Source organism: Arthrobacter nitrophenolicus, assembly GCF_000332815.1.
GTDB classification, from domain to species: Bacteria; Actinomycetota; Actinomycetes; order Actinomycetales; family Micrococcaceae; genus Arthrobacter; species Arthrobacter nitrophenolicus.
The window spans coordinates 1-12518 of the sequence record NZ_AOFD01000085.1; the positions used below are offsets into that span (position 1 = coordinate 1).

Below are 12518 nucleotides of genomic sequence, written 5' to 3' on the forward strand. Positions count from 1 at the left end.
AGTCGGGGCCGCTGCCGGCGTCGGCGTACTCCACGTAGGCCTCGTCGATCACCACCAGGATGTCGGAGCGCACGGACTGCAGGAAGGCTTCGAGGCGGCGATGGCTGATTGGCACGCCGGTGGGGTTGTTGGGGGTGCAGAGCAGGATCACCCTGGTGCGCTCGGTGACGGCGGCGGCCATGGCGTCCAGGTCGTGGCCCTCGGCGGCGTCCAGCGGGACGCGGACCGGCCGGGCTCCCGCCAGCTCCACCAGGATGGGGTACGCCTCGAAGGAGCGCCACGCGAAGACCACCTCGTCCCCGGCGTCGCACAGTCCGGTGATGATCTGCTGCAGGACGCCCACGCTGCCGGGCCCCACCGCCACCTCCTCCGTGGTGACGGCCAGGTGCGCCGCGATCCGTTCGCGGAGGTCGACGGCGGCCATGTCCGGGTAGCGGTTCATCCTGCCGGCCGCGTCGGCCACCGCAGCGGTGGCGGCGGGCAGGGGCTCGTAGTGGCTTTCATTGCTGGCGAGGGCGGCGATGTCCGCACCGGCCCGGGACCTAACGCACTATTGCGCCACCGCCGCCGCGATCGCATACACATCCGCCGGCATTGCCCGATGCAGCTTCCAGGTGATGGCAATTAGTTTTTCGCCCTTGTGCTGCACGTAATCCACCTGCCCAAGGCACGTGTAGGGAACTGTCAGCCCGGTCTCGTCATCCGCCGTCTCTCGTAAAAATCAGAACCCTCGAACCGTGCGAGGCCGGGTCCAGATATCGGGGTTCTGATTGTTCTAGGCGAGTGTTGAGAAGGTCCGTCCTCAGCAGTTCATAAAGCCTGCGGCCAACTGCTCTGCTGCCATTCCCCCATTAAATTCTGTCACTGTGCCAGATTATCGGTTGATGAGAAATATTTAGACTTTCATTTGGCTCACATACTGCGTCTGAAGCGCCGATAGCTGCGAGGTAATTGCGCATAGACCTTAGGACGTTGAGTTGCCCGACTCTCAAGCTGTTAGGGCTTTCCACAATTGCGTTGCCGCAAGCAGGAATAAGTCTACGAATCCTTGAAGAAGCTCGGGGGCAAGGGGATATCGGCTCGACGATTGACGGGTTCATCAGTAGGCTCACCCGTTGCTTTCTGCAACTGCCCAGGCTGGACTGACCATCTATCGCTCTCGCCATCCGCTATGACCAGAAACCGATATATCTCGGTTCCCTTTTCCACCCCCCAATCCTTTTTGTCGATGACGCCCTCGACGATGTCACGACGTTTCGGATCGGGATGACGATAACGGACGCGATCCCCTTCATTCCAGTGCCAGCCTAAGCGTTCTTCTTCCATACGGTGATATTACAGCAACGGAATGAAGCCGGATCTCTAGCCCGAATGCAGTAGGCACTACCGGCTCGGAACAGTCGGAACAGATTGTCGTAAAAGGACGCTGCCTTGCAGAAGGGGTGACGTTGGACAGCCCGGAGAACAAGAGGGTATGCAATGGCCGAACGCCGGCGGTCGCGGCGAATGGACGAGGAATCCCACACTGCGTTCGCCAACTCCCTAGCATGACCACCCCTGAGCGGAACACGCCCCTGACCTAGGACGGCGATGTCCTCGTCCAAACAGCCAAATGCATCGACAACACCTCGTTACCTTCAGGCAAAAGTCACTCCTGAGACTCTGGCCCTTTTCGGCTTTTGCCGCTTGCCCAAAAAGGAAGAACCACGAGGTGCAAGCAAAGCCACCAAGCAAAGACTGCATGGACCCCACCAGCGGCGGACTCGCTGATGAGGCCATGGGCCTGAACGTTTCTAAAGTTGGGGCCGTGCGGGTTAACCAGGAAAGCCTCCAACACGAAGACCATATCCGGGCCCAAGATATCTGTTGTAAGTTCCATTCCCAACAATGTGCCCAATGAAGCCTCGGTGTGAATCCCCTCGGGACTGAGAACAGTCGTGTCGCCGCCCCTGCCCTGAATGTGGTAGCGCAGAAAAGCCTCCAACTGGGGAACCAGCAGATGCGAACTACTCATGAAATCCCAATCAAAGCCTGCTGCCAGTCCCTTGACGAAAAAGGCTTCTCGTCCCGGGGGAATAGCCGCCGAGTGTACAACTATCTGCAACAACTGCCGCTCGCTTATGCAGTGCTCGCGCGTGAAAGTCTCTAACCCAGGAACAATCGCCCCCCTAACTACCATCTCGATTCGGTGAGCAAAATTTGAAATCGCACGAGCGGATAGAAAGTCCGCATCTTCTGCCAAACTAGGAGCCGGAACCTTCGCTGTTAGCCGCCCATCTTCGTGGAAGGTAACCTGCGAATAGATGCCTAACCCTTCTACCATCAACTCCCGTTCCGCGCTCAACAATTCCTCATGGTTGGGAATCGGAAAAAGAGTGCTAAGTCCAATCAGGGCTGCGAAGATCGACCTGCCCGACACTCTAGCTTTTGCCCCATCCACCATTTCTGACATATCTAGGGGATCGGATCGAATTATCGACATCTCTTCGACCGCCAGTGCTCCGGCAGTGAGAAGGCGTTGTTGTAGCTGTGCAAGTTGCATTTCCATGCTGGCCGGGCGAAACTGACGAGGAACCCTCCGGTACTGCTGAATTGCCTGCTCAAGAATAGTCGCGATGCGAATATAACTTGGTTTCGATGACGCCAGTTCCAGGTTGGCATCCGATTCGTGGGACTCGGCGATCTGGATAACGATGTTCCAGTATGCTCCCCTCCGTTGCTTGGCCACTTTCCAACGGGCGGCCGCTTCCAGAAATTCTCGCTGGGCATAGTGTTGACCGTTTTCGCGATACGTGGCAGCTATCGCCTGTAACGCCTCTGACCGTTCGTCACGTCTGTCCGCGTCTAGGCCGTAGCGTACGGAAACATAAGTTAGTTCAAGGGCTAGAGTGCCACCTTCCGTCAGTGCTCGATTGAACGCGTCGCTAATGACGGCCTCAAGGGGTTCAATTGTTATATCCCCGGCACCGCGAATCATCCGGGCCAGGCTAAGAGCTCTGTCCCAGCAGTTCACCACTAGTTGAGTTCGCTGATGCTGACCGGTAGGAATATTGACAGCAGAGTACGCCTCTATTGCAGAAATAGCTGTACTAACCCCTAAGTCCCTCCGCTTCAGCCAAAGTACATCCCAAATTCGGCCGCGAAGGTCCGGGCGAGTAACTTGTGCCGCTACCGACTCAAGAACAGTCAAGTCGACGGGCGTAAGATCATCCAGAGAGAAGGAACGGCTATCCTCAAGTTGAATGACTGGCTTATATGGTCTAGTCCGACTGCCTGGTTCAAAGTAAAGAAAGCAAATATCTGACAATATGCGGAAGGCCGCTTTTTTGCGTTCGGTCAGCTTTGTTTCGGTGCTCCATCGTCGCATTACCGTGTGCAGTTGGTAGTAATCGCCGGGAGCACAATCTGCTGTTACCGAGTGAAGCACTTCCGAGTCAAAGTCCTCAACATCAAAGAAATTCTCGCGCTCACCCGGCATGTCTGACACATTCATCGTCCTTTTGTGTGGCCCATCGTCTAGCTTCAAAGGATATCTGCCCAGTGGCAGAAGATCTGAATGAAAGCAGGCAGCGGCGTCGTTCCTGGCCGAGCCTTGGCGTTCCAGTTTCATCTCGCTCCTGAAAGCTAGATCCGCCGAATGGGGGAAGGCGGGCAGACGAGGTAATTTGGAGCTACGCCAAATGAATCACTGACCAGGACTGCGACAACCAAGACCCAAGCCTTGAACACGGAAGCGAGCACCCGCGGCGGTTCACCCCGCCCAGCCAGGGACAACGCCATCCGCGGAGGGCACCTCAGGGGTTGGAATTGAGCGCGGAGAGCATTTCCGCGACGGCTACAAGCGCGATGGCATCGGCCGCACCGGGCATCCTGGCGGCTTCCAAAAACCTCCGCGAACGGGATCTTCAGCCCCCTCCGACCCACAGAAACGACGGCCGCGATCACGAAGATCGCGCCAATAATAGAAGACCAGGAATCGCCACAGCACCATCCGCACTGCTTTCCGCACACTGTGGCCGACTCGGGGGTCTCAGCTGACGCCACGGACACGATCTCGGTGCCACCGAACGCGTACGCCACCACGAACAGTGCCGAAACGCCTGGGTTGATTGCAACCTTCCTGGTCGCCGTCACCGACTTGGCCCCAAACGCTCTTACAGCCGCCGCTGCCGGAACATCGGGAACGACTCCCGCACCCGCTCCACCGTCTCCATCGAAATCTCAACCGTCAGCACGCCCGGCTCCACCCCAAGGTCCGCCTCGACAACGCCCATCCGATCCACCAGCACGCTCCGGCCCACGGACACCGGCGGCGCCTGGCGCACGCCCGCCACGTACACGCTGTTCTCGATCGCCCGTGCCGCGTTCAGCGCCAGCCACTGCTCCGTCTTGTGCTCGCCCGGTACCCAGGACGAGCAGACCAGCAAAACCTGCGCGCCGGCGTCGGCCAGTGACCTGGCCAGCTCCGGGAACCGCAGGTCGTAGCAGGTCATCAGCCCGAACCGCACTCCCCGTGCTCGAACACGACCGGCCCAAGGTACTCGCCCGGCTTGATGAACTCGGACTCCCCGAACCCCTGCGCGTCGGAAAGGTGGATCTTCCGGTAGGAAGCCAGCCGGCCGCCGTCGGGCCCGAACGCCACGAGCGTGTTGTACGCCTTGCCCGGCTCCTCCGGGGTTTCCACCACGCCCGCCACCAGCGCGATGCGGTGGCGGGCGGGCAATGGCGGCAAGCTCCCGGCAGACCGGCCCGTCCAGCGGCTCGGCGACCAGAGTGAACGTTGCGTCCACCTTCTTCTTCTCGTAGGTGGCGTACTCCGGGAAGGCGACCAGGGTGGCGCCGTCGCGCGCTGCCTCGGCGGAGAACCGGTCGATCGCGGCGAGGTTGGCGGGGATGTCGGCGCCCGACTCCAGCTGCCCCAGCGCAATTCTCACGGCTGTTCCTTCCCTCGGCCCGGCGGCCGCACTACAAAGCTGCCAGAACTCAGGCGGCCGCCTCAACAGTTGCTTTCTCGGTCGCCGTCATCTCCGGAGGCGAGGCCTTGAAGCCGCGGGTGATCAGGGCCAGAACCAGCACGCCCAGCACCAGCCAGGACACCCCCAACGTAATCGCGTTGCTGTCCAGCTGGGAGAGCAGGTACGCACAGATGATGGCGCCGATCACGGGGACCACCACGTAGGACACGGGGTTCAGCTGCTGCCCGGCCCGGCGCTGGCGCACGTAGTGGAACACCACCGAGGCGTTCACAAGCGTGAAGGCGGTGAAGGCACCGAAGTTGATGAACGACGTCGACGTGGCCACGTCCAGGAAGATCGCGATCAGGCCCACGATGCCGGTGATCAACAGGTTCGCCACCGGGGTGTGGAACTCCTCGCTCAGCTTGCCGAAGACGGCTTTGGGCAGGACGGAGTCGCGGCCCATCGCGTACAGCAGGCGGGACGCGCTGGCCTGCGCGGCGAGGCCGGAGGCGAACTGCGCCACCACCAGGCCGGCCAGGAACAAGGCGCCGAACAGCTGGCCGCCGATCTGCAGGGCGATGGAGCTGGCCGCGGACGCCGAGTCCTCGAATACTCCGCCGGGGTGGACCAGCTGGGTCACGTAGGACACCGCCACGAAGATGCCGCCGCCGATCAGAGCCACGAGCATGATGGCGCGCGGCACGGTCCGGCGCGGGTTGATGGTTTCCTCGGTGAGGGTGGTGACGGCATCGAAGCCCAGGAACGAGTAGGCCGCGATGGCTGCGCCGCCGGAGACGGTGGCGAAGCTGGAGGTGTCATTGAAGAAGGGCTGCGCGCCGGCCAGCCCCCCGGCACCGTTTGCGGACACCACGTCATTTCAAGCGACAGCTCCGACCGTCATCTTCTCCGTGGCCGTCATCTACGCCCCGAGGCCTTTGAGGCCCCGCGTGATGCGGGAGGGACCACCCCGAAAGCACCGCCAGGACACACGCAACGTAATGGCGTTGTCGCTAGAAGCAAGCAGGAACGAAGTACGCGCTCACTGAAATGCGCTTGCCAGCTTGCGCCCCGGCACTAAAATCTAGGGTGGCTCCAACGGCTCAGAGCCCTCTAGAGATAAGAGCACGCACAAGTGCTGCCCCCACTTCGATCCGATCTTCTGAGTCAACCTGGCGGCCACCTATCGCGGTTTGTTCGATGGCAAAAATGCCATCGTCGCCAATACCGAGCTCTGCGAGTGCGCATTTAAAAACGCTAACGGAATCTGCTTCCGTTGGCGCCGAGAGCCGGAATCCGTCATCGAAGCACTGGATCCCCGTGCCGCTTGCTATTAGCGTCAAAAAACGGGGGTTCCACTCGTAGCCGATGAACCATGGATTTTCGACTTCTGGTGGTTCACCAAGCTGGCGCCAGATGGTGAATAGGTAGGGGTCTCGGTAGCGGCTGTTCATTTGAGTCATGCCACCGCGAAGGTTGCAGAGAGAGTATCCGAGTCTGCCACCTTCGGCGAAGTAGATTCCGGACCCTCCTGAGCGCATGTCCGGATATTTCACCATGTAGTAACGCCAGTCAAATTCCATCGTCACCTCGCGCTCGGCTAACCATTCACGCTGCATGTCTTGCAGGGTCTCGGCGAGGGATTCCGGGCGGCCCGTAATGCCGTCGAGAAAATCAGCAAGCACCTGGCTTGTTGGCTCGAGTCCTTTCCGTGTCGCTCCGGTGAGAAGTAGGCGCCATACGTCTCGGTACGCTTTGTTGGGCGTCGCGAATTGGAATGACCGCGTGTTCTGCGGGTCGCGGCCGCGTGCCCGCTCGTAATTACCTATGGTCAATAAAGCGCCCGCCGCTTCGGTCCACAGATCATCGGACCGGATTACCTCCCGGAATGCTTCTGCTCGCTGTTCGAATTTGGCGGCGTCAAGCTCGAACGCGTTGAGCGATCCTCGTAGGAGTGGGTGATCCTCCAAGTCATCGAGCGCTTTCTCGGTCGCCGGGTTCGCGGCGCGAAACAGTTGCTTGGCCCGCTCGTCGTCGATCTGAGGCACACTGAAGCCATTACCCGGCTCGGGCAGTTCGCCCGTGAGAATAAGGACTTTGGTGTCGGCGATCAGCCGAGGCATGCGCTCTGCACGCATCTCCACCGTTGATCCTTCGATAAGGTTGCGAAGCACCCGTATGCGACGAGGAAAGTCCTCAGTGGCGTGGGTGATGTGAAGCAGTACCGCCAGGAGTATCAGTGTCTGGCCAAAAGTGAACAGTCGGCTGCTGCCACTTCTCAATCCGTAGGATCTGCAGCAGGATCCAAAGAGATTAACATCGGTACCCCGGAAAAAGAGAGGGACTTTGTGCTCAGGTTCGTTCAGGTGACTATTTCTCCCGAACAGTTGGCTGAAGGTCGCCGGGATGTCACGATCGATCCAGGCGTCGAATGCCGAGAATATGAATTCGAGGTGATCGGCACTGCTGGGGTTCGTGTCCCCGAATATGCGTTCCGTCCTTTTTACCAGCGGCAGCCCAGGGATCGACGGGAGTACGGGGTCGCTCCATTCGCATACTTCGGTGACGAACTCGACGTAGCGGAGAAACTCGTCGTCGACGAGATCGTCGTCGCCCCGTAAGTGCCAAAAGACGTCTACCCATTCGACGTCCACCTTTTGAGCGAACTCTGACGCGCGCGGTGACGTCTCGATAATTTTCTCAAAATGAGCCTTGAAGTTTTCGAAGTCAGTGAGAGGCTTCCCACGCGAGTTCATTTTGATGTAGAGGTCCTCTGCCGAACCCATGTCGGGCAGTGGGAGAAGGTGGAACGACACGGCCGGTTCTGCCGTGTCGGCGAGCCGCTCCCAAGCGATAACGGCGTCTACTTCGGAAAACTGTTCGTGAATCGCATCGAGCATCACGAGCATCGATTGGATAGTAGGATCGTGCCGCCAAACGAAGAGGTACCAGGACTGGTCGATAATCCATCCAGATAGTTTCTCGACGTCGGACGGCGGCACCGCAGTGACCAGACGTTCGCAAAATCGTCGTGCGCTCTGCCGGGTGGCATAAGAGAATTGAGTCCATGGCGAGCTGTTATCCAGCACCCCGGCACGAGCTGCTATATACCAATGCAAAAGGAAAAGCGTAGTGAGGCGCTGCTGTCCGTCGAGGGGTTGCAGCGTTCCGTGATCGATCTCCCCATAAATGAAGTCGAGGCTGACACGCTGCGGGTGCGGCCCATCGAGGGCTTCGCGTAGGACGTCTAGGAATGTTTCGCGAATCTCATCCACTTTAACTCCACGCCGACCTTGGGCGTAGTCGCGCTGGATAAGCGGAATTTTGATTCTTTTTACCGGGTCTCCGTCCGTGGCATCTGAACGGAATGCGCTGATGAATGATTCGATTCGACTCACAAGTTCTCTTCCTGTCTTGAGACCTCGGCGGCGTCACCCAAAAGGTAGGGGCCGATTTCCCGTTCGACAGCATTGAAGTATGCCTCGCGGTCCTGCATGCTCCAGTAATGCACCTGCTGCGCACGCTCGCCGGTGTAGTACTTCAGGAACACGTTCCGTGTGCAAACTGGGATATAGGATCCCCCGCGGTCACGCTTGAGTACTTCAAGTCGCTTCACCTCGAACCACGAGTTGCTGAGTGCACTGTTGTCTCGGCTGTCAAGAAGTGCCAAGTTCGCTATTGAGTGGACATCGCTTTCCGCAGTGCCACCCCCGTCCGGCACAAAATAGGGGGCCAGCTCGAGTTCGAGTTCAAGGAACTTTTCTTCGGTGAGGTCTGTCATCGCTTCGTTGATACGCTCCTCAAGAACGAGTCGATCAACCTGCTGTACGTTTGGCAGGCTTGATAAAGCATCGCGGTGCAGCCGCAACCATTCCAGCCACTGTTGGACAGTTCGTAGCTCTTCTGCGTTCTGCGCGTGAATGTGTTCAAGGGACCACTGGCCGGTTGCGTGCGCCCGGAAGGAATACCGTTCAGTGGAGTTCGTTTGCTTTCGCACGGTTTCCACGTTCATGAGGAGCAACGCAGCTGACAACCGCTGCCGTTCATTGGGAGACTCATAGGACAGCTCGCGGAGGTCTTCCACAGAGAGCCGCAGTCGATTTCGGATCTGGTAATTCAATTTAGCGTCGAATTCTGACTTCTTGGAACCCTTCGCTAAATCGACGATGTCCTCGAAGCGGCTGCCGGTGGCCACGAGATAACCAATTTTGTGGAACAAATTTCGATCTTCAAACCAGCCGAGGACAAGTGAGTGGAGATCCACCACTTTGTTCCAGAACTCGTCTGCATCGTCGACGATTTGGTGGCGCAAGGTTTCGAACGTGTGGAACGGCTGGCGTTCGTGTCCTTTCAGATCGCCTGCGAGGGTATCAAGCAGGAGGCTGATGTGGGTCGCTTCAGGCCGTGGGTTTCCAGTCAAGAAGGCCCACAGTTCCGGGGTGCGCAGATCGCGTTCGATGACGTCCCACTCGGCGGCCATGGCTTGAGCCCGATCAGTTTGGTCCGCTAGATCCTGGCTGCGGGACAGCACAAGTGCCTTGATCAATTCGGCATCCGTCAATGGTATTTTACCCACGTTGAGACGGGTAAAAAGATCTGTCGAGCTTACGTATTCGGGCGCTTCGTACCAAATCACTTTCACCCGTTCGGATAGGGCTTTGTAAAGGTTGATTGCAGCGAGTGTCTTACCTGGACCCTGCTTCTCGAACCACTCCTCGATGCACTCCCAGGCCTGGAAGATGTGAAAGAAGTCGATATTCTCCGTTGCCCCATGGGCACTTGGAGCTTGAAGGAATTCTGCACTGCGTGGGCGAGTGTCATATTGGAGCTGATACTGCACCTCCGCGGATGGCAGGGCATTCTGCCTTATTAATTGCAATATAAGGAAGAGGGTCGTGAGTCGTTGCTGGCCGTCAACCAGCTCCCATCGGTTATCGCCCAATCGCTTGACCACGATGGGCTGGAGGTAATAGGTTGCACCTTCGCTCGCCTGAATGTCCTCGAGCAGGCGCCGAACTTCCGGTCGGCCCCATCGATAACCACGCTGATAGCCAGGAACAACAAAATCGCCCGAAATCAAGCCGACGACGCGGCCCTCAAATGCACCATTTAGAACCGACGTCTGTGCCATGTGCCCATACTATGGGGTGATACCGGTCAAGAGACATAAGTGACACGAAATCGGAATCTTGAAAAGGGGTGAATTTCCGGTGAGCACACAAGCGAGCTGGCGCCCCGGGGTATGCCTTGGAATTGGCAAACACGACTTGCGACTCCCAGCGGACCAATTTGCTTCCCCGCTTGCAGCCTGCACCGTAGCGCACAGAAACTGCAGCATATGGAATCACGAGCATCTCCGCCAAGAAGGGCCGCCCCATCGCCCAATACAGCCTCTCCCGCTCTCGAAACACTCCTGATCAGTCTTATCCCTGACTGGTAGGGTCTCGGAATGGTTCCTATCTAAGCAATCTGTGGGAACAGAAGAAACCCCGACCGATCAAGAAAAAATAGGGGTACTTCTTTTCAACTAGTTGGCGGGATACTCCCATTCCCAGCCCAGGGGCATGAACCCCTGCTGGTGCACCAGAACGCCTGTAGGAGTTGGTACGTCCACGATAATTGTTCCGGTGGCTTTTTCCCCCGGGCCTAGGGCTGACGGAAAGCGCTCGGTGTCATTGAGACACATGGTCGCAGCAAAAGTGGTGATATTGCCATTGAAGGTCGTGCCATTGTCGGCGATCGCCTTCCATCCGTACCCTGCCAAGCCAAATTGGGGATTTACTGATTTAGCAAGAGCGGGGTCCGTTTCCATGGATACGTTCAGTGCTACAAAGTGACCGTGCTCCGAGGGCATGGTCATCGTGTTAGTGCAGGTGGGGTCCACTTGAATGGAGTTCACCACGAAGCTGGCGACCGTCTTGTCCTTGTCGGTAACAGACGCGCCCTCCCCGACTTTCTTGATCAGATTGCCGCGGGACGATTTGGCTCCTGCGGCTGCGTCAGTCTTTGCGGGTGCCTGTGTTACGGGTTCAACCGAGGGCGCGCTGGGACTTGCCGTCGGCGTCCCACCGCACCCTGCCAGAAGCAGTGGCAGAAGGGCAGCGGCGGCCAAGTGCTTGTATTTCAAGTGTCCCCCATTGGACTCGTGCGAACGAAGTTTGCTCAGCATAATCGACAACAATTTACTTCGCGCTATTAGCACCTGTCACAAGCGGCAGTGGTGCGACTTGATTCTCTTTGACTACACCGAAATAGGCTCGATTCGCTGGCCGCCAGGAGTCCGTTCGGCTGCCTCGCTGCCTTGAACTGTGACAGACCGGCGGAATCCAGGGCAATCAGAGTGCCTACGTGGCACAACTGCAGAGAGGCGCGCCCCGCCAAAGCCGGACGCGCCTCGGGTGGCATAGCGGGCTCAGTCGATGAGTGCTGGCTGCTTGCCGGTTGGCGAATGGGGAGCGGTCGAAACCTTCCTGTTCCTGTGGTTCACCCAGCACCCCACCGCGAGAACCGCCACGAGTCCAAATGTGCTCAGCAGCTGCGGACGGGAGTCCTCGCCGATGAAGCCCACTGTGAAAATCGCCGCGAGGATGACCAGCCCAACAACAGTCAGCCACGGGAAGCCGGGCATCCGCAGGGGAAGATCCATTCCCTCGCGGTCAGCCCGGAGCCGCAGCGCGAGCTGGGCGAGCAGCGCGGACGTCCACACCAGCAGGCATGTCGAACCCACAATGTTGAGCAGGACGCCGAGCACCATCTCGGGGAAGGCCATCTCCAGAACCACCGTGACAACGCCGAAGGCGACGCTGGCCAGGACCGCCGCCACCGGAACCCGGGCCTTGGACACCGAGGCGAGAATCCGTGGCGCCTCGCCCCGCTCGGCCAGGGAGTAAGCCATCCGGGAGGCGCCGTAGAGGTTGGCGTTGAGGGCCGAGAGCAGCGCAGCGACTGCCACCAGGGTAATGGCGGTGCCGGCGCCGGGCATGCCGGCAGCTTCAAGCACTGCGGCGAACGGGCTCTTCAACCCCTCCGACCCCACCGGAACAACGGCCGCGATCACGAAGATGGCACCGATGTAGAACACCAGGATGCGCCAGAGCACCGTCCGGACAGCCTTCTTCACGCTGCGCGCAGGTTCCGCGGTCTCGGCTGCGGCCACGGACACGATCTCGGTACCGCCGAACGCGAACGCCACCACGAACAGCGCCGTCGCAATCCCGGCAAACCCGCTGGGCGCGAAACCTTCACCCATGAAGTTGGCCAGGCCCGGCGACTGCACGCCCGGCACCAAGCCGAACAGCAGCGCGAAACCCACCAGCAGGAACGCGACGATCGCCGCCACCTTGAGCAGGGCAAACCAGAACTCGAACTCGCCGAAGTTCTTCACGCTGGTCAGGTTCACGGCGGTAAGTACCACAATGAACACGAAGGCCATCAGCCACACCGGCAGGGCCGGGAAGATGGTGGCCAGCAAACCGGCCGCGCCGAGCGCCTCGGCGGCGATGACCACCACCAGCTGCAGCCACCACAGCCAGCCCACAGTCGCGCCGGCAACCGGCCCGTACG

General features: G+C 59.2%; 9 protein-coding genes and 2 pseudogenes. All 11 read right to left on the minus strand.

Annotated features, from left to right (window positions below; genetic code table 11):
• A pseudogene (locus G205_RS19440) lies at nt 1-544 on the minus strand (aminotransferase class I/II-fold pyridoxal phosphate-dependent enzyme); the annotation flags it as partial.
• Nucleotides 545-1038: 494 nt separating this feature from the next.
• Entirely contained in the window at nt 1039-1326 is a 288-nt protein-coding gene (locus G205_RS21830) for a hypothetical protein (RefSeq protein WP_152419640.1), read from the minus strand.
• Between the two features lie 322 nt (nt 1327-1648).
• A complete protein-coding gene (locus tag G205_RS21435) occupies nt 1649-3610 on the minus strand; it encodes a DUF4209 domain-containing protein (protein WP_083875124.1) in 1962 nt (653 codons plus the stop codon).
• Between the two features lie 544 nt (nt 3611-4154).
• Nucleotides 4155-4493 (minus strand): nitrilase-related carbon-nitrogen hydrolase, encoded by a 339-nt coding sequence (locus tag G205_RS23265; RefSeq protein WP_009359513.1) that lies wholly within the window; start codon nt 4491-4493, stop codon nt 4155-4157.
• On the minus strand, nt 4493-4723 hold the full coding sequence (locus G205_RS23270) for a nitrilase-related carbon-nitrogen hydrolase (protein ID WP_009359514.1): 231 nt from the start codon (nt 4721-4723) through the stop codon (nt 4493-4495). The genes G205_RS23265 and G205_RS23270 overlap by 1 nt, the downstream gene beginning before the upstream one ends.
• 52 nt (nt 4724-4775) lie before the next feature.
• Nucleotides 4776-4934 (minus strand): annotated as a pseudogene (locus tag G205_RS23275) (nitrilase-related carbon-nitrogen hydrolase); the annotation flags it as partial.
• Between the two features lie 49 nt (nt 4935-4983).
• A complete protein-coding gene (locus tag G205_RS19455) occupies nt 4984-5826 on the minus strand; it encodes an APC family permease (RefSeq protein WP_009359515.1) in 843 nt (280 codons plus the stop codon).
• Nucleotides 5827-6058: 232 nt separating this feature from the next.
• Complete coding sequence (locus G205_RS19460) at nt 6059-8353, minus strand: DUF262 domain-containing protein (protein WP_009359516.1); 2295 nt, start codon at nt 8351-8353, stop codon at nt 6059-6061.
• The gene (locus G205_RS19465) at nt 8350-10086 is read right to left on the minus strand and encodes a GmrSD restriction endonuclease domain-containing protein (protein ID WP_009359517.1); all 1737 of its coding nucleotides are present in this window, start codon (nt 10084-10086) and stop codon (nt 8350-8352) included. Before G205_RS19465 ends, G205_RS19460 begins: the two co-directional genes overlap by 4 nt.
• A gap of 396 nt (nt 10087-10482) precedes the next feature.
• Nucleotides 10483-11124, minus strand: coding sequence for a DUF4352 domain-containing protein (locus tag G205_RS19470; protein WP_009359518.1), 642 nt, complete (start codon nt 11122-11124; stop codon nt 10483-10485).
• Between the two features lie 243 nt (nt 11125-11367).
• Nucleotides 11368-12518 (minus strand): amino acid permease (locus G205_RS19475; RefSeq protein WP_009359519.1); only part of this gene is annotated, 1151 nt, incomplete at its 5' end.